Here is a 24847-nt window from a genome sequence, read left to right on the forward strand (position 1 = left end):
TCAAAATGCGGTGATAAGAGCGGGATTGTACCCAATCCACGCGCTTATTTATAGAGAATAGTGACGGGAAATTGGTCAGATTACACGGGCCAGATATTATCGATGATGATCTGCAAACTGCGGTTGCCGCGAAATTCGTTAATATCCAGTTTGTAGGCCAGCTCGACTTCGCGCACGCCGTTATCCGGCCAGCAGGCAGTGTCGACGTTAAAGGCGATGCCGTCTAACAGCGGTCCTCCGCCAACGGGTTCGACCATCACTTTCAAATGTCGCTCGCCAACCAGACGCTGCTGAAGCAGGCGAAAACGCCCGTCAAACAGCGGTTCCGGGAACATTTGCCCCCACGGACCGGCATCACGCAGCAGTTGCGCAACCTCCATCGTCATCTCCGCGGCGCTGAGCGGGCCGTCAGAGACCACTTCCCCCTGTAACAGCGAGGGATCCAGCCATTCCGTGACCAGCTCGCCAAAACGCTGCTGGAACAGGTCGAATTTTGCCTCTTCCAGCGACAGTCCCGCCGCCATCGCATGGCCGCCGAATTTAATCATCAACCCCGGATGCAACGTATCCAGCCGCTCCAGCGCATCACGCATGTGCAGTCCCTGAATGGAACGTCCGGAGCCTTTTAGCGTGCCATCGCCAGCCGGTGCGAAAGCGATCACCGGGCGGTGAAAACGCTCTTTAATGCGCGAGGCGAGGATCCCGACCACCCCCTGATGCCACTCAGGATGATACATCGCCAGACCTCCGGGCAGCGTTTCGCGACTGCGTTCCAGCTTCTCGCACAGGGTCAGCGCTTCCGCCTGCATTCCCTGTTCAATCTCTTTACGGGTCTGGTTTAACGCATCCAGTTCGTTAGCCAGTACCCGCGCTTCGCCAATGTTATCGCACAACAGCAGCGCCACGCCGACGGACATATCATCCAGCCGACCCGCCGCATTCAGACGCGGGCCAAGCGCAAACCCTAAATCGCTGGCGGCGAGTTTTTGCGCATCACGGTTGGACACTTCCAGCAACGCTTTGATCCCCGGACGGCATTTCCCGGCACGAATGCGGCTTAAGCCCTGCCAGGTGAGGATTCGGTTGTTGGCATCCAGCGGCACCACGTCCGCCACAGTGCCCAGCGCGACCAGATCGAGCAGATCCGCCAGGTTTGGCGGCGCAATGCCGCGTTCGTCAAACCAGCCTTTGTCGCGCAGGAAGGTACGCAGGGCGAGCATCAGGTAAAACGCCACGCCCACACCGGCCAGCGATTTCGAGGGGAAATCACAATCGGGCAGATTCGGGTTGATGATGGCTTCGGCGGCGGGCAGCGTCTCGCCCGGCAGGTGGTGATCGGTGACCACGACCGGGATCCCCAGCGCCCTGGCGTGATCCACACCGGCATGGGAAGAGATACCGTTATCGACGGTGACGATCAGCTGCGCGCCACGCGCATGGGCCTGATCGACCACTTCCGGACTTAAGCCGTAACCATCCTCAAAGCGGTTTGGCACGAGGTAGCTGATGTTATCGCAGCCCAGAGCGCGCATACCCAGCACGCTCAGGGCGGTACTGGTCGCCCCATCCGCATCGAAATCGCCGACAACAATGATGCGCGTCCCCTCGCGAAAGGCGTTATAGAGAATTTCGACCGCTTTTTCGACGCCGCTCAGTTGCTGCCATGGCAGCATGCCTTTGACGCTGCGCTCAAGATCCTGAGCACTGCGTACGCCACGACTGGCATACAGGCGACGTAGCAGCGGCGAAAGGTCGGCAGGCAGTTCTACCGACTCATCGACTTCCCGCCGACGAAGTTGTATCTGTTGTTTCACGCGAATTACTTACCACTGGTCTGTTTTTGGTGCTCGTCAAGAAACGCTTTCATCTCTTTCGGTCCCTGATAGCCTGGCACGACATAGCCGTTGCTCAGCACAATCGCCGGTGTACCGCTTACGCCAAACTGTACGCCCAGCGCATAGTGATCCGCGATGTTCACCTCGCAGGTCGCCGCTTTCACGCCTTTGCCTGCCATCGCGTCGTCAAACGCTTTGGCTTTGTCTTGCGCGCACCAGATTGACTTCATATCCTGCTCGGCCTGACTATCCAGTCCCTGACGCGGGAAGGCGAGATAGCGCACGGTAATGCCCAGCGCATTGTAGTCCTTCATCTCTTCATGCAGCTTGTGGCAGTAGCCGCAGGTGATATCGGTAAAGACGGTAATGACGTGTTTTTCCTGCGGCGCCTTATAGACGATCATTTCGTTTTCCAGCGCGTTCAGATGCTTCATCAGCAGCTGGTTGGTCACGTTGACTGGCGTCGCGCCGCTGACATCGTACATTGGCCCCTGAATGATGTGTTTACCATCTTCAGTCACATACAGCACGCCGCTGTTGGTCAGCACCGTTTTCATCCCGGCAACCGGGGCGGGTTGAATATCCGTGCTCTGCACGCCCAGTTTCGTCAGAGACTGACGGATCGCGGCGTCGTCGGCGTGTGCCAGGCCGGAAAACGCAGTGGTCAGCAGGGTAAACAGCATTAAACCTTTTTTCATAACCTTTCCTGTTCGCTCAGCATTCACGCTCTTGGGTGATGCTGTTGATGAAGTTGACGCAGGCGCGCTGTCGCAACATGTGTATAAATCTGCGTGGAGGAGAGATCGCTGTGACCCAGCAACATCTGCACCACGCGTAAATCGGCGCCATGATTGAGCAAATGCGTGGCAAATGCGTGGCGTAAAACGTGCGGCGACAGCTTTTCACTGTCGATTCCCGCTAAGACGGCATAGTGCTTAATGCGGTGCCAGAAGGTCTGGCGCGTCATCTGCTGCGCGCGCTGGCTGGGAAACAGCACGTCAATCGACACGCCGTTCAGCAGCCACGGACGCCCATGTTCCAGATACGTCTCCAGCCAGTACACCGCCTCTTCGCCCAATGGCACGAGACGCTCTTTATTGCCTTTACCAATCACCCGCACTACGCCCTGACGCAAGCTGACATCGCTCATCGTCAGTCCGACCAGTTCAGACACGCGCAGTCCGGTGGCATATAAAATCTCAAGCATGGCTTTATCGCGTAACTCCAGCGGTTGGTCAACCACGGGAGCTTGTAATAACCGTTCTACTTGCGCTTCACTGAGATCCTTCGGCAGACGCTGCGGGAGCTTGGGCGATGCCAGCGTCGCGCTTGGATCGTCGGTGCGAATTTTCTCGCGGTAAAGATGCTGGAATAGCCGCCGCACCGCGCTCAGCAGTCGTGCGGTACTGGTAGCTTTATACCCACCGTCCATCCGCTCGGCCAGCAAGGCCTGCAGATCGTCACTTTGCGCGGTTTCCAGCGACACCTGACGGTGCGCGAGCCACTCCACCAGCATGGTCAGATCGCGGCGATAGGCGCTCAGCGTATTTTCCGCCAGATTTTTCTCCAGCCAGAGCGCATCAAGGAATTGTTCGATGCGCGCAAGATCCTGTTCCACATCTGCTCCTTTGATTCTGCAGTCTGCCATTATGACTCAATGATACGGGTTTCTGGTACACTACGCGCAAAGTCATAGCAAGTATTGAGACGTTTACGCGATGAATATTGGTCTTTTTTACGGTTCCAGCACCTGCTACACCGAGATGGCTGCGGAGAAAATTCGTGACATCATCGGCCCGGAACTGGTGACGCTGCATAATCTGAAAGATGATGCCCCGACCCTGATGGAGCAGTACGATGTACTGATCTTAGGCATTCCCACCTGGGATTTCGGTGAAATTCAGGAGGACTGGGAAGCCGTCTGGGATCAACTGGACGAACTCAACCTCGAAGGCAAAATTGTCGCGCTTTACGGTATGGGCGACCAGTTAGGCTACGGCGAGTGGTTCCTTGACGCGTTGGGCATGTTGCATGACAAACTGTCGACCAAAGGCGTCAAATTCGTCGGTTACTGGCCTACCGAAGGCTACGAGTTCACCAGCCCTAAACCGGTTATTGCCGATGGGCAGTTGTTCGTCGGTCTCGCACTGGATGAAACCAATCAATACGATCTCAGCGATGAGCGTATTCAGGCGTGGTGCGAGCAGATTCTCGGTGAAATGGCCGAGCACTATTCCTGATAACCGTTTTGCCGGATGATGGCGTGAACGCCTTATCCGGCCTACATGACACACCGCATCGTAGGCCTTAAAGCTGCCCGCCATCAGGCATTCGTCGGCACTACCCTTGCGTCGACGGTTGCATCATCAGGCGGCGTAAATCCCGCCATTCCGCCTTATCCATACTGTCAGCCGCGAGCCACAAATGCTGGCGTTTACCGGTTTCTGAGCGCAAGCGCAGCATCATGCCGGTTTTGATCATCCACGGTGCACTGACGATAAGCCAGTCCTGCCCCTGCCAGCGGAGTCGTCCATCCATCAGAAGTTTGACCTCTCCCTGACGGGCGTTAATTCGCCGCTGGCTGCGGACACAGTCAAATACCACCAGCGAAAGCAGTATCAACCACAGCGGCGTGTAGCTCAGCGGCCATGGCATTAATAGAATCGCCGCGGCCACCAGCCCATGCAGAAGGAGTGATAGCCACTGTGCGCGCCATGAGACGCGGAGATCAGATTGCCACAGGACCACGATCCCGATTCCGTGTCTGGATGAGTCGTACCATCTGCTCCAGTTCAGCATCTGCCGGTTTACCGTGATTCATCAACCAGTTGAATAAATCCGGGTCATCACACTCCAGCAGGCGGATAAAAATACGTTTTTCATCATCACTCAACGTGTCGTATTCATGTTCGAAAAACGGCATGATGGAAATATCGAGTTCACGCATACCGCGTCGGCATGCCCAGTGAATACGTGCTTTATTGTTAATATCCATGTTCTTCTTCCTGTCTCACTCAAATGAACTACCCGGCTATTGTAACGTGTTTTTCATCCTGTTTTGCGGGAATATCCGTAACCACAAGCGCGATCGCTAATTAAATCCCCAATAAGTCAATGGGTTCATGTTTTCTGGATGCCGCCTCGCAATCTGTAAGATAAGGCACAAATGGGACTATCAAAGCGCTTGCATTGGGCCATAGCTCTTTTACCATTAGTCATTATCACTGCGTTAAGCAAATCAGGACATTTTTATGGCATTTACTCCATTTCCACCTCGTCAACCCTCAGCTTCAGCGCGTTTGCCCGTGACGCTGATGACGTTAGATGACTGGGCGCTGGCCACGATTACCGGGGCTGACAGCGAGAAGTATATCCAGGGTCAGGTGACAGCTGACGTGAGTCAACTGACTGAACACCAACACGTCCTGGCCGCCCACTGCGACGCTAAAGGAAAAATGTGGAGCAACCTGCGGCTGTTCCGCGACGGCGACGGTTTTGCCTGGATTGAACGCCGTAGTCTGCGTGATGCGCAGGTAGGCGAACTGAAAAAATACGCTGTGTTCTCGAAAGTGACGATTGCCCCAGACGACGAACGCATACTGCTGGGTGTGGCGGGTTTCCAGGCGCGTGCCGCACTGGTGAATCTGTTCAGCGAACTGCCCGACAGCGAAAAGCCTGTCACGCGTGAAGGAGCGACGACCCTGCTGTGGTTTGAACATCCGGTAGAACGCTTCCTGTTGGTTACCGATGTGGCAACCGCGGAAACCGTAACCGAAAAACTGCGTGGTGAAGCCGAACTGAATAACAGTCAGCAATGGCTGGCACTGGATATTGAGGCCGGTCTGCCGGTGATTGATTCAGCAAACAGCGCGCAGTTTATCCCGCAGGCGACTAATCTCCAGGCGCTGGGCGGTATCAGCTTTAAGAAAGGCTGCTATACCGGTCAGGAGATGGTGGCGCGAGCGAAATTCCGCGGGGCGAACAAACGCGCGTTATGGTCTCTGGCGGGTAAGGCCAGTCGTGTACCGGAAGCGGGTGACGATCTTGAAATGAAAATGGGTGAGAACTGGCGTCGTACTGGCACCGTCCTCGCGGCAGTGCAACTGGATGACGGTCAGCTACGGGTACAGGTGGTGATGAACAACGATATGGAGGCCGACAGCGTATTCCGCGTGCGCGACGATGCCAACACGTTGCACATCGAACCGCTGCCCTATTCACTGGAAGAGTAATTCATCAGCACCTGATGGCGCTTCGCTTATCCGGTCTACGGGGAAAAGTCGTAGTCCGGATAAGACGGTAAAGCATCACATCACGCCTGTCCTACGTACAAATAGATGGCCAGAAAGTGGCATACGCTGCCGCCCAGCACAAACCCGTGCCAGATAGCATGGTTGTAGGGAATACGCTTACTGACGTAGAAAATCACTCCCAACGAATAGACCACACCGCCTACGGCCAGTAGCGTTACGCCGCCCACCGCCAGTTTGATCGCCAGTTGATACACCACAATCAGTGACAGCCACCCCATCGTCAGATAGGTCACCAGCGACAGCACTTTAAACCGGTGGGCTATCGTCAGTTTGAATAAAATGCCGAGCAGCGCCAGACTCCAGATCACGATCATTAGCCCACGCGCCAGCGGTGAATTTAGCCCAACCAGCAGAAACGGCGTATAGGTCCCGGCAATGAGCAGGTAAATCGCACAGTGGTCGAATTTTTTCAGCCAGATCTTCGCCCGCTGATGTGGTATCGCGTGATACAGGGTCGACGCCAGAAACAGCAAAATCATGCTGCCGCCGTACAGGCTGTAACTGGTAATCGCTGTCGCACTGGCATTCATGTCCACCGCCTGCACCAGCAACAACACCAGACCGACGATACCAAACACCAGCCCAATGCCATGACTGATGCTGTTGGCGATTTCCTCTGCCAGTGAATATCCTTGCGCGATGAGTGGCTTCTGAACCATAACTTACTCCGGAGAAACGAACACGTTCGTGATTGCGTCTCTAGCGTAACTGAGAATGGTTCCAGTGAACACCTGTTAGCTAAAATAAATATTATTTTTAAACTAACCGTTATAAATCATAATGTTGAAACACACTTTTCAACTAACAGTTGTTCATTTAATTCAAAGACATTTAAAATCAATCACATAAAACTGTGACTGATTCGGGTAAATCTCGCCAATCACCCGCTTCAGCGCCTCCAGCGTCATGTTTTCCTGCTGTGCATGTTTTTCCGTCAACGTGTCGAGCGTGACGGTTGACGTTCCCAGCACCTCAATCGTGCAAAAGTAGCCATCGTCCTCGAAACGCCCTACCCGCAGAATGTCACCGGCCCTGAAGTGAGATTCTGACTCATCACGAATGGTGATCGTTTTACGCCCTGCCAGAATGTCGTCCTGGAAACGCTGAAAAAAAGTGATGTCATTTGGCTGCATGTTATTATTCCCTTTAGGTAAAATCTGATGAGTGAGTATTGCCATTGTGAGTATGTTCTCCCACGCTGCCATCGCCAGTCTCAACAACATTGAGATGTTGGTCTACAACTATGTCATCAAGAACCGTGACAAAGTCATGTACATGACCATTCGGGAACTGGCTGAAGCGGCGGGTGTATCGACCACCACCGTGTTGCGTTTCTGTCGCAAGCTTAACTGTGAAGGCTACTCTGAATTTCGCGTACGCTTTAAATTATATTTAGAGCAGAACGAACCGCAACAGGCTAATTTTGGTGCCAGCGAGATTATCAGTTTCTTTAAAGGGGTAAATAACGATGAATTTGATCAATTACTCGATCAGGCTATAGAGATTATTTTATCGTCCGAGCGCATTATATTTGTCGGTGCCGGTACCTCAGGGGCCCTGGCGAAATATGGCGCGCGTTTTTTCTCAAACGTCGGGAAATTCAGCAACCACATTGATGATCCTTATTTCCCGGTGACGAACGACATGGCGCGTAATGCGCTGGCGATTGTGTTATCGGTCTCTGGCGAAACCGAAGAGATCCTGCGCTTTGCCAGCCAGTTCAGCCTGCATAACTGCAAAGTGCTTTCGATTACCAGCCATGAACACTCGCGCCTCGCCAAACTGGCGGACTTTAATCTCTCCTGGCATGTGCCGCAAACCCGCATTGCTGGCGTGTACGATATCACCACGCAAATTCCCGTTATTTATATTCTCGAATCCCTTGGCCGAAAGCTGGCGAAAAAAATAGCGTAAAAAAACAGACTGTTTTTTGGCGGTAACAAATTACCGTTTCGCTATTTTGTTATATCGTGACATTTACCTTCCCTTTGTTAGACTCAAATCAGTTTGTATTAATTTGAGATGACGCAACGATGAAAAAACTCACCTTACCAAAAGATTTTCTCTGGGGCGGCGCGGTTGCTGCACATCAGGTTGAAGGCGGCTGGAGCAAAGGCGGTAAAGGACCGAGCATTTGTGACGTTCTGACCGGCGGCGCGCATGGCGTACCCCGTGAAATCACTCAGCAGGTGGTGTCGGGTAAATATTACCCGAACCACGAAGCGGTCGATTTTTATGGTCACTATAAAGAAGACATCAAGCTGTTTGCCGAAATGGGCTTTAAATGCTTCCGCACGTCCATCGCCTGGACCCGAATCTTCCCACAAGGTGACGAAACACAGCCAAATGAAGAAGGGCTGAAATTCTACGACGACATGTTTGATGAATTGCTCAAGTACAATATCGAACCGGTCATTACCCTTTCTCACTTTGAAATGCCGTTGCACCTGGTTCAGCAGTACGGCGGCTGGACTCACCGCAAGGTCGTTGATTTCTTTGTTCGTTTTGCCGAAGTGGTGTTTGAACGCTATAAGCATAAGGTCAAATACTGGATGACCTTCAACGAAATCAACAACCAGCGCAACTGGCGTGCGCCGCTGTTTGGCTATTGCTGCTCTGGCGTTGTTTATACCGAGCACGAAAACCCGGAAGAGACCATGTACCAGGTGCTGCACCACCAGTTTGTTGCCAGCGCGTTAGCCGTGAAGGCGGCGCGTCGCATCAATCCGGAGATGAAGGTGGGCTGTATGCTGGCGATGGTCGCGCTGTATCCGTTCTCCTGCAAGCCAGAAGACGTCATGTTCGCCCAGGAATCCATGCGCGAGCGTTATGTTTTCACTGACGTTCAGTTGCGCGGTTACTACCCGTCCTATGTCCTCAACGAGTGGGAGCGTCGCGGCTTTAACATTAAAATGGAAGACGGCGATACCGCGATTCTGCGTGAAGGTACCTGCGATTACCTCGGCTTCAGTTACTACATGACCAACGCAGTGAAGGCCGAAGGCGGCAGTGGCGATGCCATTTCGGGGTTCGAAGGCAGCGTACCGAATCCGCACGTCAAAGCCTCCGACTGGGGCTGGCAGATTGACCCGGTGGGTCTGCGCTACTCGCTGTGCGAACTGTATGAACGTTACCAGAAACCGTTGTTCATCGTTGAAAACGGCTTTGGCGCTTACGATAAAGTAGAAGACGATGGCAGCATTAACGACGACTACCGCATTGACTATCTGCGCGCCCATATCGAAGAGATGATGAAGGCGGTCACGTATGACGGTGTGGATCTGATGGGTTACACGCCATGGGGCTGTATCGACTGCGTCTCTTTCACCACCGGCCAGTACAGCAAACGTTATGGCTTTATCTATGTGAACAAGCACGACGACGGTACGGGTGACATGTCCCGTTCACGCAAGAAGAGTTTCGACTGGTACAAAGCCGTGATCGCCAGCAACGGCGAGGTGCTGTGAGCTTTTGCCGGATGACGGTGTAAACGCCTTATCCGGCCTACATGCTCTTTCGGGAAAGGGAATATAAGCCGGATATCGCGCAGCGTTATCCGGCAAACATTACATTACTTCCCGCCCGCCAGTTCCAGAAAACTGCCCGTGACATACGACGCTTTCTCGCTCAGCAGCCAGGCAATGGCCTGCGCCACCTCTTCCGGCTGTCCGCCGCGCTGCATAGGTAACATCGACTTCACGCGATCCACCCGTCCAGGCTCGCCGCCGGAGGCGTGGATTTCGGTGTAAATTAGCCCCGGACGCACACCGTTGACCCGTATACCCTGCGCCGCCACCTCCAGCGCCAGTCCCGTCGTCAGAGAATCGACAGCCCCTTTCGACGCCGCATAGTCAACATATTCCCCCGGCGCGCCCAGCCGCGACGCCGCTGACGACACGTTCACAATCGCCCCGCCGTGACCGCCGTGTTTGTGCGACATCCGCTTGACCGCTTCGCGACAGCAGAGGAAATACCCCGTCACGTTGGTCGCCAACACGCGGTTAATCCGCTCGGCAGAGAGGTTTTCGATTGTACTTTGTTCAAACAAAATCCCGGCATTATTGACCAGCGCCACCAGCGGCTCATTTTCACGGTCGATCGATTCGAACATCGCCACGACCTGCGCTTCGTCACTGATATCTGCACGCAGGGTAAACGCGTTCCCGCCGGCGGCGACTATCTTATTCACCACCTCGGTGGCAGCCCGAATATTATGATGAAAATTAACGGCAACCGTGTAACCCTCATCTGCCAGCTGCAACGCGGTCGCCCGCCCAATGCCACGACTGCCGCCGGTAACCAGTGCGATTCCCATAGCGTTCTCCCAATATGAAAAAGCCGGGTGGCGGCTTCGCCTTACCCGGCCTACAAATGATTTACTACCGTGGACAATTACTGGTATTCGCTCATCGGCACGCAGGAGCAGAACAGGTTACGGTCGCCATAAACGTCATCAAGACGCTTCACGGTTGGCCAGTACTTGTTCGCTACACCCGCCGGGAAGACCGCCACTTCACGGCTGTAACCGTGATTCCACTCTGCTACCAGCTCGTTTTGGGTATGCGGCGCGTTAACCAGTGGGTTATCTTCCAGCGTCCATTCGCCGCTCTGCACGCGATCGATTTCCGCACGAATCGCCAGCATCGCGTTGATAAAGCGATCCAGTTCCACTTTGCTTTCTGATTCCGTTGGCTCAACCATCAGCGTACCCGCGACCGGGAACGACATGGTCGGCGCATGGAAGCCGTAGTCGATCAGGCGTTTGGCAATATCCAGTTCACTGATACCGGTCGCTTCTTTCAGCGGACGGATGTCGAGAATACACTCGTGCGCCACGCGACCATCGCGGCCGGTATACAGAACCGGGAATGCGTCTTTCAGACGGCTGGCAATGTAGTTGGCATTCAGAATTGCCACCTGACTTGCCTGCTTCAGTCCTTCGGCGCCCATCATGCGGATGTACATCCAACTGATTGGCAGAATTGATGCGCTGCCGAACGGTGCGGCAGACACCGCGCCCTGACGGGTCAGCATCCCTTCAATCTGCACCACACTGTGGCCTGGTACAAACGGCGCAAGGTGCGATTTCACGCCAATCGGTCCCATGCCTGGGCCACCGCCGCCGTGCGGAATGCAGAAGGTTTTGTGCAGGTTCAGGTGCGAAACGTCAGCGCCGATAAATCCCGGCGAGGTGATACCCACCTGAGCATTCATATTTGCGCCGTCGAGATAAACCTGACCACCGAATTGATGCACGATCTCGCACACTTCGCGGATCGTCTCTTCGTAAACGCCGTGGGTAGACGGATAGGTCACCATGATGCAAGAGAGATTTTCGCCCGCCTGAGCGGCTTTTTCACGCAGATCGCCAAGATCGATATTCCCGTTCTTATCACAGGCCACGACCACTACCTGCATCCCCGCCATCTGTGCGGAAGCCGGGTTAGTCCCGTGCGCAGAGGCCGGGATCAGGCAGATATCGCGATGCCCTTCATTGCGGCTTTCGTGATAATGGCGGATCGCCAGCAGACCGGCGTATTCCCCTTGTGCACCAGAGTTCGGCTGCATACAGACGGCGTCGTAACCGGTCAGTTTGACCAGCCAGTCAGAAAGCTGACCAATCATCTGATGGTAGCCTTCCGCCTGTTCTGGCGGGCAGAACGGATGCAGTTCGGCAAATTCCGGCCAGGTAATTGGGATCATTTCCGCTGCCGCATTCAGCTTCATGGTGCAGGAACCCAGCGGGATCATCGCCTGATTCAGCGCCAGATCTTTGCGCTCCAGCGAGTGCATGTAGCGCATCATCTCAGTTTCACTGTGATAGCGATTGAATACCGGGTGGCTCAGGATGGCGTCATCACGCAGCATATTTTCCTGAATTGAACGACTGTCGTGCGCCACCTCTTTGTCCAGGGTGTCGATGTTCAAACCGTGGCCGTCACCCAGCAGAACCGTAAACAACTGCAAGACATTTTCACGGGTGGTGGTTTCGTCAAGCGTAATGCCGACTGCGTTATGGATATCACTGCGCAGGTTGATTTCTGCCGCTTGCGCACGCGCCAGCACTGCGGCTTTGTCCGCCACTTCCACGCACAGTGTGTCAAAATAGTGGGCATGACGCAGTTTCAGCCCTTTTTGTTGCAGACCCACGGCCAGGATATCGGTCAGACGGTGGATACGATTCGCAATGCGTTTCAGGCCAACCGGGCCATGATACACGGCATACAGGCTGGCGATGTTTGCCAGCAGTACCTGTGAGGTACAAATGTTGGAGTTCGCTTTCTCGCGGCGAATATGCTGCTCACGCGTCTGCATCGCCATACGCAGCGCGGTATTGCCCGCCGCATCTTTCGATACGCCGATAATACGACCCGGCATGGAGCGTTTGAATTCATCTTTTGCTGCAAAAAATGCCGCGTGTGGACCGCCATAGCCCATCGGTACGCCAAAGCGTTGCGCAGAGCCGAAAACAATGTCCGCGCCCTGTTTGCCCGGCGCGGTCAGCAGCACCAGCGCCATAAAATCGGCAGCAACGCTGACGATCACTTTGCGTGATTTCAGTTCGCTAATCAGCGTGCTGTAGTCGTGGACTTCACCGGTGGTACCCACCTGCTGTAACAGCACGCCGAACACATCCTGGTGATCCAGTACTTTCGCCGCATCATCCACAATCACGTCAAAACCAAAAGTTTCCGCACGCGTACGAACAACATCCAGCGTTTGCGGATGCACATCTGCGGCAACAAAGAAACGGTTCGCGTTTTTCAGTTTGCTGACGCGCTTCGCCATTGCCATCGCTTCTGCAGCCGCAGTGGCTTCATCGAGCAGCGAAGCGGAAGCCATGTCCAGACCGGTCAGATCCAGTGTCACCTGTTGGAAGTTCAGCAGCGCTTCCAGGCGGCCCTGAGACACTTCCGGCTGATAAGGCGTATAGGCGGTGTACCAGCCCGGGTTTTCCAGCATGTTACGCAGGATAACCGGTGGCAGTTGCACGGCGGTATAACCCATGCCGATGTATGACGTGAAGCGCTTGTTACGCCCGGCGATGGCCTTTAATTCTGCCAGCGCGGCGTATTCGGTCGCCGCCTCGCCCACCTGCGGCGGGGTTGCGAGCTGAATGTCTTTCGGCACAATCTGGCCGATCAGCGCGTTTAACGACCCGGCGCCAACGGCATTCAGCATCTCTTGCTGTTGCGTGGCGTCCGGTCCGATGTGGCGTTCAATGAAAGCGCCGCTGTTTTCAAGCTGGCTTAACGTCTGTGTCATGGGCGATGGTTCCTGAAACGTGCAGTGAATCGTGATTGTCTCTGTCTGCGAGCCCGGTGGCGCTAACGCTTACCGGGCCTACGCATGCCTTCCAGGCCGGATAAGCGCAGCGCCATCCGGCAAAGGCAGATTTACTCGTCTTCTAACAATGCTTCGTACGCAGTGGCATCCAGCAGCGAGTCCAGTTCGCTCTCATCACTGGCTTTGATTTTGAAGATCCAGCCATCGGCGTACGGCTCGCTGTTCACCAGTTCCGGGGAGTCACTCAGCGCATCGTTAACGGCCACGATCTCACCGCCGATCGGCGCATAGATATCAGAAGCGGCTTTGACAGATTCGGCAACCGCGCAGTCATCACCCGCGCTCACGGTCGTGCCGACTTCCGGCAGGTCAACAAAAACCATGTCGCCCAACAGTTCCTGAGCGTGTTCGGTAATGCCAACGGTGTAAGAGCCGTCAGCTTCTTTGCGCAGCCATTCGTGTTCTTTACTGTATTTCAGTTCTGCTGGTACGTTGCTCATCAATCAATCTCCAGAAAAGGATGAATCACGCGACGGCTTTGCCGTTACGCACAAAAACAGGTTTAGTGACTTTTACCGGCATTTCGCGGTTGCGAATCTGCACAATGGCCGTTTCGCCAATTCCCTCAGGGACGCGCGCCAGCGCGATGCTGTAGCCCAGCGTCGGTGAGAAGGTACCGCTCGTGATAACGCCTTCCAGTTGATTACCCTGGGCGTCAGTGAAACGTACCGGCAGTTCGTTACGCAGCACACCTTTTTCGGTCATGACCAGGCCAACCAACTGTTCGTGGCCTTTTTCACGCTGCGCTTCCAGTGCTTCACGACCGATAAAGTCGCGATCGGCGGGTTCCCAGGCAACAGTCCAGCCCATATTAGCCGCCAGTGGAGTGATCCCCTCATCCATCTCCTGGCCATACAGGTTCATACCCGCTTCCAGACGCAGCGTATCGCGCGCGCCCAGACCACACGGTTTCACCCCCGCTTCCACCAGCGCACGCCAGAAATCCGCCGCCTTTTCATTCGGCATCGCAATCTCATAGCCCGTTTCACCGGTATAACCGGTCGTGGCGATAAACAGGTCGCCGGCCTGCACGCCGAAGAACGGTTTCATGCCTTCAACGGCTTTGCGCTGCTCGTCAGTAAACAGAGATGCCGCCTTCATCTGCGCGTCAGGCCCCTGCACCGCGATCAGCGACAGGTCATCACGCACGGTAATGTCGATGGCATAAGGTTCAGCGTGTTGGGTAATCCAGGAGAGGTCTTTTTCGCGAGTGGCGGAGTTAACAACGAGGCGGAAGAAGTCTTCGGTAAAGTAATAGACAATCAGGTCATCTATCACGCCGCCCGAGGCGTTAAGCATACCGGAATAAAGCGCCTTGCCGGTTTTCGTGAGCTTTGCCACATCGTTCGCCAGCAGATAACGCAAGAACTCCCGAGTGCGACTGCCGCGTAGATCGACGATGGTCATGTGCGACACATCAAACATTCCGGCATCGGTGCGAACCGCATGGTGTTCATCGAGCTGAGAACCATAATGCAGCGGCATCATCCAGCCGTGGAAATCGACCATGCGCGCGCCGCATAGCGTGTGTTGTTCGTACAAAGGCGTCTGTTGAGCCATCTTGTCCTCATTGAATAAGCGGGGCTGACCACCCTTTCGCAGCGAAAATTGTCGCCACGAAACCCGGCATCGACGTCACTCCTGGACTCCGACGCAAACGTTCTCTTTGCCCCTGAACTTACCACCGAAATCCACGCTAAACCATAAAACAAAATTAACCATCACATTAGCTTATGACCAAAAACCGCCAAAACACCATCAGCATAAAAAACCATTGAAAAGGCCATTAATACAGATAAATGATAAGCACTCATCCATAACAGCCGCACATATCAATATTAAACGCTAAAAAAATGTCAAAACTGGCGTTGCGAGAAAATCATGACATTAGAAAATATAATGCGAAAAGAAGAGTGAAATTAGTTTATTTCAAATGAGGAAAGCCTCCCGGCGAAGACGCCGGGAGAAGGAAATGTGACGGGTTTCAAATTCTTTAAAAAGAGGGAATGCTTAGCGAAGCCACTCAGGCAGATCGTTTAATCCCATTGCCTGACGGAGAAGTTGCGGTTTAACGCCCGGGAGCGTATCAGCCAGTTTCAGCCCTATATCACGCAGCAGTTTTTTCGCCGGATTCGTCCCCGCAAACAGCTCGCGGAATCCCTGCATGCCCGCGAGCATCATCGCGGCGCTGTGCTTACGGCTACGCTCATAGCGACGCAAATAAAGGTACTGACCGATATCTTTACCCTGACGATGCAGACGTTTGAGTTCATCCACCAGTTCTGCTGCATCCATAAAACCGAGGTTTACGCCCTGTCCGGCCAGCGGATGGATAGTATGCGCAGCGTCGCCCACCAGCGCCAGACGATGCGCGGCAAACTGACGCGCATAGCGCCCTGTCAGCGGAAACACCTGGCGGTCGCTTTCCACCTGACACAGCCCCAGACGATTATCAAACGCGATGTTCAGTGCCTGATTAAATTGCTCATCGCTAAGCTGCTGCATCCGTTCAGCCGCTTCCGGCGCAAGCGACCAGACGATGGAGCACAAATGCGGATCGCTGAGCGGCAAAAACGCCAGAATGCCTTCACCGTGAAACGCCTGACGGGCAACAGCACCGTGCGCTTCTTCGGTGCGAATAGTCGCGACCAGCGCATGATGGCGGTAATCCCAGAAGGTCAGCGGAATGTCTGCCTTATTGCGTAGCCACGAATTCGCCCCATCGGCGCCAATCACCAGACGCGCGGTGAGCATTGCGCCATCTTTCAGCGTCAGGAAGGCTTCGTTTTCCCCCCACGCCACCTGCTGCAATTCGGCAGGCGCCATCAGCGTGATATCGGAGGATTGCTGCGCTTTTTGCCACAGCGCGTAATGGATCACCGCGTTCTCTACGATATGGCCCAGATGGCTGTAGCCCATGCTTTGGTCATCAAATTCAATGCGGCCAAAGCTGTCCTTATCCCACACTTCCATCCCGTGATAACAACTGGCGCGACGAGCCACAATGTCTGACCAGACGCCCAGACGGGTAAGCAGTTTTTCACTGGCGGCATTGATTGCCGACACGCGAAGCGCAGGATCGGCATCCATCGCCAACGGCTGCGGTTCGCGCTGTTCGAGCACAGCGACACGTAAACCGCTGCCCTGTAACCCGCACGCGACAGCCAGGCCAACCATGCCTCCACCCACGATTGCTACATCAACACTTTGCACTGTTTACTCCTGGAAATCGGAAACCGCCATCGGGCGTCATGTTCGTATAAATACCGGATGGCGCTTCGCTTATCCGGTCTGGAGATGTTTACCGCGCCACCCAGCCTAACGTCCGCTGCGCAAACGCATTGCGGGCGGGAGGGCATAATTCCATGGTCATCAGTCCCATGTTGCGCCCAACAACCAGCGGCGCCCAGCGGTTGGCAAACAGATGGACCAGACTGTCCGTCACGCCGACCGTAGCCTGGCGATCCCCCTGACGACGCTGTTGATAGTGCGAGAGCACGGCGTAATCACCGACGTCCCTGCCCGTTGCCTGCGCTTCAGTCAGCGTTTCGGCGAGGCTCATAACATCGCGCAGTCCGAGGTTGAACCCCTGCCCTGCAATCGGATGCAGCGTCTGCGCGGCGTTACCCACCAGCACGGTACGGTGCGTGAATGCCTTCGCCGCCGTGGTGAGCGACAGCGGATACGCGCTCCGTTTGCCTGCGTGCGTGATTTTCCCCAACCGCCAGCCAAATGCCGTCTGGAGTTCGCGACAGAAACGTTCATCTGACCAGCTCAGAATCTCCTCACGGTGTTCCAGCGGATGGCACCACACCAGCGAACTGCGCCCTTCACACATCGGCAGCATCGCCAATGGTCCATGCGCCGTAAACCGTTCAAACGCGCGGCCATTATGTGCAACGGCGGTTGAGACGTTAGCGATCACCGCCAACTGCTCATAGGGTTCCTGTTGCCAGTCAACGCCGCAGGCGGTGGCCAGCGCTGAACGGGTACCATCCGCTGCCACCAGAACGCGTCCGACGATCGTTTCGCCCGTCTCCAGCGTGACATTCACCTGGTCTTCGGTACGCGACACGCTGGCAACCCGATCCGGGCAGTGCAACGTGACGCCAGGCGCTTTTCGCAGCAGAGCAAACAGGCGTAACCCCACGTCATGCAGCTCAACCACCTGACCCAGCGCCGGAATGCGATAGTCCTCAGCGTGGAGCGTCACAAAACCGGCATGACCCCGATCGCTGACGTGGACGGTATTGATCGCGGTGGCGCAGTCGGCAATTGCCTGCCAGACGCCAATGCGTGCCAGTTGTTGGCAGGTCCCCGCCGCGAGCGCAATCGCCCGGGCATCAAACCCGGGATGACTGTCCGCTTCGGGGGCAGTCGCTTCAATCAGATGAACCGGCAGCATCCCCTGACTCAACCGGGAAATCGCCAGCGCCAGCGTCGCGCCCACCATGCCACCGCCAACAATGATCACGCTCATGCCTTTTTCGCCGCCGCCATTAACGCTTCAATCTCATCCGCCTTTTTGACGACGCCAGCGGTCAGATTTTCGTTGCCGTTTTCGGTGATCAGAATGTCATCCTCAATACGGATCCCGATCCCCCGATACGCTTCCGGGACATCGGCATCAGGCGCAATATACAGCCCTGGTTCAACGGTAATCACCATTCCTGGCTTCAGGATGCGGGAACGATCCTGCTCATATTCGCCGACATCATGGACATCCAGCCCCAGCCAGTGGCTCAGACCGTGCATAAAGAACGGACGATGCGCATTATCGGCGATCAGTTGATCCACTTCGCCCTGCAAAATACCCAGCTTCACCAGCCCGGTAATCATAATGCGCACGACTTCGCCGGTGACTTCCTGAATCGAGGTGCCCGGACGGTACAGACGCAGGCTGGTTTCCAGTGATTCCAGGACGATGTCGTAGATTTCACGTTGCGCCGGGGTAAATTTGCCATTCACCGGGAACGTTCGGGTGATATCCCCGGCATAGCCCTGGTACTCACAACCTGCATCAATCAGCACCAAATCGCCGTCGCGCAGTTCACTTTCATTTTCGGTGTAATGCAGAATACAGCCATTTTCACCGCTGCCCACAATGGTGTTGTAGGACGGATAGCGTGCGCCGTGGCGAGTAAATTCGTGGTGAATTTCGCCTTCCAGGTGATACTCAAACATCCCCGGACGGCATTTCTCCATCGCCCGGGTATGCGCGAGTGCCGTAATTTCTCCGGCGCGACGCATCACCGCAATCTCTTCAGGCGACTTAAACAGGCGCATTTCATGCACCATCGGCCGCCAGTCGATCAGGGTCGACGGCGCTTTCAGGTTCTGGCGTGAGCCTTTGCGCAGTTTTTCCAGCGCGGTGAAGACAATCTCATCCGCATACGCATATTCGCCCTGCGCGTGATACACCACGTCCAGACCGTTAAGTAGTTGAAAAAGCTGTTGATTAATTTCGCTGAAGGCCAGCGCGCGATCCACCGCCAGTTTTTCCGGCGCGGCATCTTGCCCCAGACGTCGACCAAACCAGATTTCTGCAGTCAGATCGCGAACGCGGTTGAACAACACGCTGTGGTTATGGGTATCGTCGCTTTTAATCAGTACCAGAACGGCTTCCGGTTCGTTAAAACCGGTGAAATACCAGAAATCGCTGCTCTGGCGATACGGGTATTCACTGTCCGCGCTGCGCGTTACTTCCGGCGCGGCAAAAATCAGCGCGGCGCTGCCTGGCTGCATTTGCGCAAGCAGTGCCTGGCGACGACGTTGGTATTCCTGCGGTGTCATGACGTGGCCTCCATTATCGTTTTACTTTTTAGTGTAGGGTCGGTTTACGCACTTCCGGTGCGGTCGGCGGCTGGCGGGTAAAGGTATCGTGGCACAGCAGCGCCGCGACACGCACATACTCGATGATCTCTTCGAGCGACATCTCCAGCTCTTCCTGATCTTCCTCTTCGTCATAGCCGAGCTGCGCGATGTTGCGCAAATCGTCGATAGCTTCGCCCGTTTCTCCGGTCACTTTATCAAGCTTCGGCTGCGTGACGCCGAGGCCAAGCAGGAAGTGATTAACCCATCCCGCCAGTGCGTCTGCACGATCGAAAACGCTCACGTCATCGCCTTCAGGCAGATAAAGCTGAAAAAGGAAACCATCATCTTCCAGCGCGTCGCTGGTCGCGGAGTGCATTTTACGCAGCGCCTGAGCCAGTTCATGACCGAAGGCCAGCCCTTCGTTCGTCAGGTCGTGAAGCAGCGGCTGCCAGGAGCTGTCGTTATTACCACCGCAAATCATCCCGCTGATCAAACCGTGCATTTCCGCTGGGGTCAGTCCGGCCCCTTGTTGGTTCAAATACTGGTTCATTTCACTGTAACCAGGCATTTCGTTCTGTATAGACATAAGCATTCGTCATCAAAGGGAGGATATTCATGGTATGCTACCACTTTGGACCCTGGTGAACCAGAATAGGGCTTGTATCTTCACACCAGGGTAGCTATAGTGTCGCCCCTTCGCGGACCCAGGGTCTGGAGACGAAGGCAGCACAGTCAATCAGCAGGAAGGTGGCATGTCTGCACAACCCGTCGATATCCAAATATTTGGCCGTTCACTGCGAGTGAATTGCCCGCCTGAACAAAGGGATGCGTTGAATCAGGCTGCGGACGATCTGAATCAGCGGTTGCAAGATCTGAAAGTTCGCACTAGAGTCACAAATACTGAGCAACTGGTATTCATTGCTGCACTGAATATTAGCTACGAACTGGCTCAGGAAAAAGCGAAGACCCGCGACTACGCGGCGAGCATGGAACAACGTATTCGGATGCTCCAACAGACCATTGAACAGGCACTGCTTGATCAGGGTCGCATAACCGAAAAAACGAACCAAAACTTTGAATAACACTTTTCGGTTTACTATGGTAGAGTGACCGTGAAGACAAAAATTTCTCTGAGATGTTTGCAAGCGGGCCAGTCCCCTGAGCCGATATTTCATACCACAAGAATGTGGCGATCCATGGTTGGTGAGCATGCTCGGTCCGTCCGAGAAGCCTTAAAACTGTGACGACGCATTCACCTTGAACCAAGGGTTCAAGGGTTACAGCCTGCGGCGGCATCTCGGAGATTCTCCTTCTACCTGGCGACAGCCATGACATTACTTTCTGAACTCCCTTTATCACGACAAACCATTCGCCAGATGATTAGGCAACGTCGTCGTGCGCTCACACTATCGCAGCAAATCACCTTCGGTCAGCAGGCCGCAACACGCATGCTTGCATACCCTCCCGTAGTGATGGCGCACACGGTCGCCGTGTTTTTGTCATTTGATGGCGAACTCGATACTCAGCCCCTAATCGAACAACTCTGGCACGCGGGAAAACGCGTCTATCTCCCGGTCCTGCACCCATTCAGCCCCGGTAATTTGCTGTTTCTGCACTATCACCCGCACAGTGAACTGATCACTAATCGGCTGAAGATTCAGGAACCTAAACTCGACGTTCGTGATGTTCTGCCGCTTTCGCAACTGGACGTGCTGGTCACGCCACTGGTGGCGTTTGATGAGTACGGTCAGCGTTTAGGGATGGGTGGCGGATTCTACGATCGCACCTTGCAAAACTGGCAACAGCATGGTCTGACGCCCGTAGGGTATGCCCACGACTGTCAGCGTGTGGAGAAATTGCCGGCAGAAGAGTGGGATGTCCCCTTACCGGCCGTCGTAACGCCGTCAAAAGTGTGGGAGTGGTAAGCGCTTCTTTGCTGATTGACACCGCCGTTTTTTTGACCTAAATTTCCTCGGTAAGGGTGAGGGAGGCGAACCTCCCTCCTGCGTTTTCGCTGTTAATATGCTGGCCAGGCGATGATTAACAGGATAAGCAGCATGATGACATAACTCATCATCGTCCCTTTCCTTTTTAGAGCCCCTGCTTCGGTAGGGGCTTTCCCGTTTCAGCGTCGTGCTGCGCCTCTATCGTAAATTCCTTTTGTTGATGTACAACGCGTAGCGAAGCCTTTAATCATCAATTGCGGCAAGGCTCGAAAACAAGATGTATACGTTACAAAAAGGATGGCGATGTCGGGAAAACGAAAGGAGAAAGGAAGAAATGACGGGCAGACTCAGCGCCTGCCCGCATCGGTAAGGATCAGTACAACAGGCGCGCGCGAATAGTGCCCGGAATGGCCTTCATCGCCAACAGCGCTTTCTCGGCGACTGCTTCATCCGCTTCAATGTCGATAACGACATAACCCATTTGCGCCGACGTTTGCAGATACTGCGCGGCAATGTTGACGCCCTGCTCGGCAAAAATCTGGTTCAGGGAAGTCAGCACGCCAGGACGGTTTTCATGGATGTGCATCAGACGACGCCCGCCGTGGAGCGGCAGCGACACTTCCGGGAAGTTAACCGCAGAAAGCGTAGAGCCGTTATCGGAATACTTCGCCAGTTTACCTGCCACTTCCAGACCAATGTTTTCTTGCGCTTCCTGAGTGGAACCTCCGATATGCGGCGTCAGAATCACGTTATCAAAGTCGCAAAGCGGTGAAGTGAACGGATCGCTGTTGGTTGCCGGCTCGGTCGGGAACACGTCGATTGCTGCCCCTGCCAGGTGTTTGGTCGCCAGCGCATCGCACAGCGCGGGAATATCTACCACGGTGCCACGTGCGGCGTTGATCAGCAGCGAGCCAGGCTTCATCAGCGCGATCTCTTTCGCGCCCATCATGTTCTTCGTTGAGGCGTTTTCCGGCACGTGCAGGCTGACCACGTCGCTCATGTTGAGCAGTTCAGACAGATGCTGAACCTGAGTGGCGTTACCCAGCGGCAGCTTGTTTTCAATATCGTAGAAGTAAACGTGCATCCCCAGCGATTCCGCCAGAATACCCAACTGAGTCCCGATGTGGCCATAGCCAATAATGCCGAGTCTTTTACCACGTGCTTCAAACGAACCGGCAGCCAGTTTATTCCACACACCGCGGTGCGCTTTGGCGTTTGCTTCCGGTACGCCGCGCAGCAGCAGTAGCAGCTCACCAATCACCAACTCCGCCACGGAACGGGTGTTAGAGAACGGCGCGTTAAACACCGGAATACCGCGCTTTGCTGCCGCCTTCAGGTCTACCTGGTTGGTGCCGATACAGAAACAACCGATAGCGACCAGTTTTTCCGCCGCGTTGATCACCTCTTCTGTCAGATGGGTACGGGATCGCAGGCCAATGAAGTGGGCATCACGGATGGACTCTTTCAGCTCTTCAGCATCCAGTGCCCCTTTGTGAAATTCGATGTTGGTATAACCTGCTGCCCGAAGGCTATCCAGCGCCTTTTGATGCACGCCTTCAACCAGCAGAAATTTAATCTTGTCTTTCTCCAGCGATACCTTTGCCATTTCCCGACCCTGTCTTTTTATGCAATCTGATATTGTGTGTGTGGATTTGCATCCGCCTTTCAACATATCAAAAATAATTATTGCGGCAATATGAACGTTTGCGTCGCTCTGTTGAGGAACGTTCATTCAGTGGCAAATGCCAGAGGAAAATGCTGGGGATAAGTTTTTCTTTGGAGAAATCAGCAGGGCAAGATTCAAAACGTGATACATGTCACCAAATTTGCCCTGCAAAAAAATTTTAACCGGGGAAGCGCTCCCCTGGTCAGATCATTTCACGATGGTTTTGACGCCGTCAGCGGTCCCGATTAACGCCACATCCGCGCCACGGTTAGCAAACAGGCCGACAGTCACCACGCCGGGAATAGCGTTAATGGCATTTTCCATCGCCACCGGATCGAGGATCTCCATGCCGTGCACATCAAGGATCACGTTACCGTTGTCAGTCACCACACCCTGACGGTATTCCGGACGACCGCCCAGTTTGACTAACTGGCGGGCCACTGCGCTGCGCGCCATTGGGATAACCTCAACCGGCAGCGGGAAGTTACCCAGAATATCCACTTCCTTGGACGCGTCGGCGATACAGATAAATTTCTTCGCCACGGAGGCAATGATTTTTTCACGGGTCAGCGCCGCGCCGCCGCCTTTAATCATCTGCATGTGACCGTTAATTTCGTCCGCGCCATCAACGTAAACGCCAAGGCTGTCCACTTCGTTGAGATCAAACACAGGGATGCCGAGGCTTTTGAGTTTTTCGGTTGAGGCATCCGAGCTGGAAACCGCGCCTTCAATCTGACCTTTCATGGTGCCCAGCGCGTCAATAAAGTGCGCGGCTGTTGAACCGGTACCTACCCCTACAATGGTGCCGGGCTGTACATACTGAAGTGCCGCCCATCCTACTGCTTTTTTCAGTTCATCCTGCGTCATGATTGTCTCGCCTTTGTGGAGAAAAATTCACGCGCATTATAGACCATTGCGCGGAAAAATCTTCCCGACCCGCTCGCAGGCTGCGGATTTCGTCTTTACCCAATGCAAATTTATGTCATAGTGCAGAACAAGCAAAAATTTCAGGAGTGTGTCAGATCAATGAAACGTCCGGACTACAGAACACTACAAGCACTGGATGCCGTTATACGTGAACGCGGGTTTGAGCGCGCGGCGCAAAAGCTGTGCATCACCCAATCTGCCGTTTCGCAACGCATCAAGCAGCTTGAGAATATGTTCGGACAACCGCTGCTGGTCCGCACCGTTCCGCCGCGTCCGACCGAGCAGGGGCAAAAACTGTTGGCGCTGCTTCGTCAGGTCGAACTGCTGGAAGAGGAATGGTTGGGCGATGAGCAGACCGGCTCCACGCCGTTGCTGCTGTCGCTGGCGGTTAACGCCGACAGTCTGGCGACCTGGCTGTTACCGGCCCTGGCGCCGGTACTGGCTGACTCCCCTATTCGTCTTAACCTGCAGGTGGAAGATGAAACCCGCACCCAGGAACGTCTGCGTCGCGGCGAAGTGGTAGGCGCGGTGAGTATTCAGCATCAGGCGCTGCCCAGTTGTCTGGTGGATAAACTCGGCGCGCTCGACTATCTGTTTGTGGGTTCCAAAGCGTTTGCCGAACGCTACTTCCCGAACGGTGTCACCCGCTCCGCGCTGCTGAAAGCGCCTGCGGTGGCGTTTGACCATCTGGACGATATGCACCAGGCCTTCCTGCAACAGAACTTTGATCTGCCGCCGGGCAGCGTTCCGTGCCACATCGTCAACTCTTCGGAAGCCTTTGTGCAACTGGCGCGTCAGGGCACCACCTGCTGTATGATCCCGCACCTGCAGATTGAAAAAGAGCTGCAAAGCGGTGAACTGATCGATCTCACGCCAGGCCTGTTTCAGCGCCGGATGCTCTACTGGCATCGGTTTGCGCCTGAAAGCCGGATGATGCGCAACGTCACCGACGCGCTGCTGGCCTACGGTCACAAGGTACTGCGTCAGGACTGAGCCGGT

General features: G+C 54.8%; 24 protein-coding genes and 1 other RNA gene. 8 read left to right on the top strand and 17 right to left on the bottom strand.

Features of this window, described 5'->3' with window-relative positions; all coding sequences use genetic code 11:
- Window positions 1–80: 80 nt before the first annotated feature.
- From recJ to xerD, 3 genes are read right to left on the bottom strand one after another with little or no spacing between them, the layout of a single operon-like run.
- Window positions 81–1814: a single-stranded-DNA-specific exonuclease RecJ gene (recJ, locus tag HVX64_RS19175; RefSeq protein ID WP_042999369.1), complete on the bottom strand. Its 1734-nt coding sequence runs from the start codon at window positions 1812–1814 to the stop codon at window positions 81–83.
- A gap of 5 nt (window positions 1815–1819) precedes the next feature.
- Window positions 1820–2533 (bottom strand): bifunctional protein-disulfide isomerase/oxidoreductase DsbC, encoded by a 714-nt coding sequence (dsbC, locus tag HVX64_RS19180; protein ID WP_042999368.1) that lies wholly within the window; start codon window positions 2531–2533, stop codon window positions 1820–1822.
- A 23-nt stretch (window positions 2534–2556) separates the two neighbouring features.
- The gene (gene xerD, locus HVX64_RS19185; protein ID WP_181825116.1) at window positions 2557–3453 is read right to left on the bottom strand and encodes a site-specific tyrosine recombinase XerD; all 897 of its coding nucleotides are present in this window, start codon (window positions 3451–3453) and stop codon (window positions 2557–2559) included.
- 100 nt (window positions 3454–3553) lie between these two features.
- Between xerD and fldB the strand changes: the two genes are divergently transcribed.
- Window positions 3554–4075, top strand: a complete 522-nt coding sequence (fldB, locus tag HVX64_RS19190; RefSeq protein WP_044254018.1) for a flavodoxin FldB — start codon at window positions 3554–3556, stop codon at window positions 4073–4075.
- Between the two features lie 100 nt (window positions 4076–4175).
- On the opposite strand, the gene HVX64_RS19195 is transcribed toward fldB, so the two are convergent.
- Together HVX64_RS19195 and sdhE are read right to left on the bottom strand one after the other, a co-directional pair.
- A complete protein-coding gene (locus HVX64_RS19195) occupies window positions 4176–4583 on the bottom strand; it encodes a protein YgfX (protein ID WP_044254016.1) in 408 nt (135 codons plus the stop codon).
- Entirely contained in the window at window positions 4564–4830 is a 267-nt protein-coding gene (sdhE, locus tag HVX64_RS19200; RefSeq protein WP_042322123.1) for an FAD assembly factor SdhE, read from the bottom strand. The genes HVX64_RS19195 and sdhE overlap by 20 nt, the downstream gene beginning before the upstream one ends.
- Before the next feature lie 256 nt (window positions 4831–5086).
- Between sdhE and ygfZ the strand changes: the two genes are divergently transcribed.
- On the top strand, window positions 5087–6067 hold the full coding sequence (gene ygfZ / locus HVX64_RS19205; protein ID WP_044254013.1) for a tRNA-modifying protein YgfZ: 981 nt from the start codon (window positions 5087–5089) through the stop codon (window positions 6065–6067).
- A gap of 80 nt (window positions 6068–6147) precedes the next feature.
- Here ygfZ and HVX64_RS19210 read toward each other — a convergent pair whose 3' ends face one another.
- Together HVX64_RS19210 and yqfB are read right to left on the bottom strand one after the other, a co-directional pair.
- Window positions 6148–6807: a hemolysin III family protein gene (locus HVX64_RS19210; RefSeq protein ID WP_042999363.1), complete on the bottom strand. Its 660-nt coding sequence runs from the start codon at window positions 6805–6807 to the stop codon at window positions 6148–6150.
- 162 nt (window positions 6808–6969) lie between these two features.
- Complete coding sequence (gene yqfB / locus HVX64_RS19215) at window positions 6970–7281, bottom strand: N(4)-acetylcytidine aminohydrolase (protein WP_044254010.1); 312 nt, start codon at window positions 7279–7281, stop codon at window positions 6970–6972.
- 52 nt (window positions 7282–7333) lie between these two features.
- Here yqfB and HVX64_RS19220 point away from each other — a divergent pair, with 52 nt between their 5' ends.
- Both HVX64_RS19220 and bglA read left to right on the top strand, forming a co-directional pair.
- Window positions 7334–8062 (top strand): MurR/RpiR family transcriptional regulator, encoded by a 729-nt coding sequence (locus HVX64_RS19220; protein WP_044254008.1) that lies wholly within the window; start codon window positions 7334–7336, stop codon window positions 8060–8062.
- 119 nt (window positions 8063–8181) lie between these two features.
- Complete coding sequence (gene bglA, locus HVX64_RS19225) at window positions 8182–9615, top strand: 6-phospho-beta-glucosidase BglA (RefSeq protein WP_044254006.1); 1434 nt, start codon at window positions 8182–8184, stop codon at window positions 9613–9615.
- A 104-nt stretch (window positions 9616–9719) separates the two neighbouring features.
- On the opposite strand, the gene HVX64_RS19230 is transcribed toward bglA, so the two are convergent.
- The 8 genes from HVX64_RS19230 to HVX64_RS19265 form a co-directional block, all read right to left on the bottom strand.
- Window positions 9720–10463, bottom strand: coding sequence for an SDR family oxidoreductase (locus HVX64_RS19230; RefSeq protein WP_042999359.1), 744 nt, complete (start codon window positions 10461–10463; stop codon window positions 9720–9722).
- Between the two features lie 77 nt (window positions 10464–10540).
- A complete protein-coding gene (gene gcvP, locus HVX64_RS19235; RefSeq protein ID WP_044254003.1) occupies window positions 10541–13414 on the bottom strand; it encodes an aminomethyl-transferring glycine dehydrogenase in 2874 nt (957 codons plus the stop codon).
- Between the two features lie 131 nt (window positions 13415–13545).
- Window positions 13546–13935, bottom strand: a complete 390-nt coding sequence (gene gcvH, locus HVX64_RS19240; protein WP_042999357.1) for a glycine cleavage system protein GcvH — start codon at window positions 13933–13935, stop codon at window positions 13546–13548.
- 25 nt (window positions 13936–13960) lie between these two features.
- The gene (gcvT, locus tag HVX64_RS19245) at window positions 13961–15055 is read right to left on the bottom strand and encodes a glycine cleavage system aminomethyltransferase GcvT (RefSeq protein WP_181825117.1); all 1095 of its coding nucleotides are present in this window, start codon (window positions 15053–15055) and stop codon (window positions 13961–13963) included.
- A gap of 450 nt (window positions 15056–15505) precedes the next feature.
- Window positions 15506–16708, bottom strand: a complete 1203-nt coding sequence (gene ubiI, locus HVX64_RS19250; protein WP_044253996.1) for an FAD-dependent 2-octaprenylphenol hydroxylase — start codon at window positions 16706–16708, stop codon at window positions 15506–15508.
- Window positions 16709–16796: 88 nt separating this feature from the next.
- The gene (gene ubiH, locus HVX64_RS19255) at window positions 16797–17975 is read right to left on the bottom strand and encodes a 2-octaprenyl-6-methoxyphenyl hydroxylase (RefSeq protein ID WP_044253993.1); all 1179 of its coding nucleotides are present in this window, start codon (window positions 17973–17975) and stop codon (window positions 16797–16799) included.
- Complete coding sequence (pepP, locus tag HVX64_RS19260; RefSeq protein WP_042999353.1) at window positions 17972–19288, bottom strand: Xaa-Pro aminopeptidase; 1317 nt, start codon at window positions 19286–19288, stop codon at window positions 17972–17974. The genes ubiH and pepP overlap by 4 nt, the downstream gene beginning before the upstream one ends.
- Window positions 19289–19316: 28 nt before the next feature.
- On the bottom strand, window positions 19317–19895 hold the full coding sequence (locus HVX64_RS19265; protein ID WP_125339144.1) for a YecA family protein: 579 nt from the start codon (window positions 19893–19895) through the stop codon (window positions 19317–19319).
- A 166-nt stretch (window positions 19896–20061) separates the two neighbouring features.
- Here HVX64_RS19265 and zapA point away from each other — a divergent pair, with 166 nt between their 5' ends.
- The 3 genes from zapA (at window position 20062) to HVX64_RS19280 (ending at window position 21234) form a co-directional block, all read left to right on the top strand.
- Window positions 20062–20391, top strand: a complete 330-nt coding sequence (gene zapA / locus HVX64_RS19270) for a cell division protein ZapA (protein WP_042999351.1) — start codon at window positions 20062–20064, stop codon at window positions 20389–20391.
- Window positions 20392–20433: 42 nt separating this feature from the next.
- Window positions 20434–20617: non-coding RNA, 6S RNA (ssrS, locus tag HVX64_RS19275), on the top strand.
- 20 nt (window positions 20618–20637) lie between these two features.
- Entirely contained in the window at window positions 20638–21234 is a 597-nt protein-coding gene (locus HVX64_RS19280) for a 5-formyltetrahydrofolate cyclo-ligase (protein WP_044253985.1), read from the top strand.
- A 394-nt stretch (window positions 21235–21628) separates the two neighbouring features.
- Here the strand turns inward: HVX64_RS19280 and serA are convergent, their stop codons facing one another.
- Window positions 21629–22861, bottom strand: coding sequence for a phosphoglycerate dehydrogenase (serA, locus tag HVX64_RS19285; protein WP_042999349.1), 1233 nt, complete (start codon window positions 22859–22861; stop codon window positions 21629–21631).
- A gap of 267 nt (window positions 22862–23128) precedes the next feature.
- The gene (gene rpiA / locus HVX64_RS19290; RefSeq protein WP_042322083.1) at window positions 23129–23788 is read right to left on the bottom strand and encodes a ribose-5-phosphate isomerase RpiA; all 660 of its coding nucleotides are present in this window, start codon (window positions 23786–23788) and stop codon (window positions 23129–23131) included.
- 159 nt (window positions 23789–23947) lie between these two features.
- Between rpiA and argP the strand changes: the two genes are divergently transcribed.
- Entirely contained in the window at window positions 23948–24841 is an 894-nt protein-coding gene (gene argP / locus HVX64_RS19295; protein ID WP_042322080.1) for a DNA-binding transcriptional regulator ArgP, read from the top strand.
- The last annotated feature ends 6 nt before the right edge of the window (window positions 24842–24847 follow it).

Origin of the sequence: Citrobacter sp. RHB20-C16, from assembly GCF_013890155.1 — a bacterium.
In the GTDB taxonomy this organism is placed as follows: domain Bacteria; phylum Pseudomonadota; class Gammaproteobacteria; order Enterobacterales; family Enterobacteriaceae; genus Citrobacter_A; species Citrobacter_A amalonaticus.

What these genes read in the sequence shown, in the direction of transcription:
- serA (WP_042999349.1), bottom strand. Translation starts at nt 22,861, where the DNA reads ATGGCAAAGGTATCGCTGGAGAAAGACAAGATTAAATTTCTGCTGGTT.
- gcvP (WP_044254003.1), bottom strand. Translation starts at nt 13,414, where the DNA reads ATGACACAGACGTTAAGCCAGCTTGAAAACAGCGGCGCTTTCATTGAA.
- zapA (WP_042999351.1), top strand. Translation starts at nt 20,062, where the DNA reads ATGTCTGCACAACCCGTCGATATCCAAATATTTGGCCGTTCACTGCGA.
- fldB (WP_044254018.1), top strand. Translation starts at nt 3,554, where the DNA reads ATGAATATTGGTCTTTTTTACGGTTCCAGCACCTGCTACACCGAGATG.
- sdhE (WP_042322123.1), bottom strand. Translation starts at nt 4,830, where the DNA reads ATGGATATTAACAATAAAGCACGTATTCACTGGGCATGCCGACGCGGT.
- rpiA (WP_042322083.1), bottom strand. Translation starts at nt 23,788, where the DNA reads ATGACGCAGGATGAACTGAAAAAAGCAGTAGGATGGGCGGCACTTCAG.
- ubiH (WP_044253993.1), bottom strand. Translation starts at nt 17,975, where the DNA reads ATGAGCGTGATCATTGTTGGCGGTGGCATGGTGGGCGCGACGCTGGCG.
- HVX64_RS19230 (WP_042999359.1), bottom strand. Translation starts at nt 10,463, where the DNA reads ATGGGAATCGCACTGGTTACCGGCGGCAGTCGTGGCATTGGGCGGGCG.
- gcvT (WP_181825117.1), bottom strand. Translation starts at nt 15,055, where the DNA reads ATGGCTCAACAGACGCCTTTGTACGAACAACACACGCTATGCGGCGCG.
- argP (WP_042322080.1), top strand. Translation starts at nt 23,948, where the DNA reads ATGAAACGTCCGGACTACAGAACACTACAAGCACTGGATGCCGTTATA.
- gcvH (WP_042999357.1), bottom strand. Translation starts at nt 13,935, where the DNA reads ATGAGCAACGTACCAGCAGAACTGAAATACAGTAAAGAACACGAATGG.
- yqfB (WP_044254010.1), bottom strand. Translation starts at nt 7,281, where the DNA reads ATGCAGCCAAATGACATCACTTTTTTTCAGCGTTTCCAGGACGACATT.
- dsbC (WP_042999368.1), bottom strand. Translation starts at nt 2,533, where the DNA reads ATGAAAAAAGGTTTAATGCTGTTTACCCTGCTGACCACTGCGTTTTCC.
- HVX64_RS19210 (WP_042999363.1), bottom strand. Translation starts at nt 6,807, where the DNA reads ATGGTTCAGAAGCCACTCATCGCGCAAGGATATTCACTGGCAGAGGAA.
- HVX64_RS19280 (WP_044253985.1), top strand. Translation starts at nt 20,638, where the DNA reads ATGACATTACTTTCTGAACTCCCTTTATCACGACAAACCATTCGCCAG.
- pepP (WP_042999353.1), bottom strand. Translation starts at nt 19,288, where the DNA reads ATGACACCGCAGGAATACCAACGTCGTCGCCAGGCACTGCTTGCGCAA.
- HVX64_RS19220 (WP_044254008.1), top strand. Translation starts at nt 7,334, where the DNA reads ATGTTCTCCCACGCTGCCATCGCCAGTCTCAACAACATTGAGATGTTG.
- HVX64_RS19265 (WP_125339144.1), bottom strand. Translation starts at nt 19,895, where the DNA reads ATGTCTATACAGAACGAAATGCCTGGTTACAGTGAAATGAACCAGTAT.
- bglA (WP_044254006.1), top strand. Translation starts at nt 8,182, where the DNA reads ATGAAAAAACTCACCTTACCAAAAGATTTTCTCTGGGGCGGCGCGGTT.
- ygfZ (WP_044254013.1), top strand. Translation starts at nt 5,087, where the DNA reads ATGGCATTTACTCCATTTCCACCTCGTCAACCCTCAGCTTCAGCGCGT.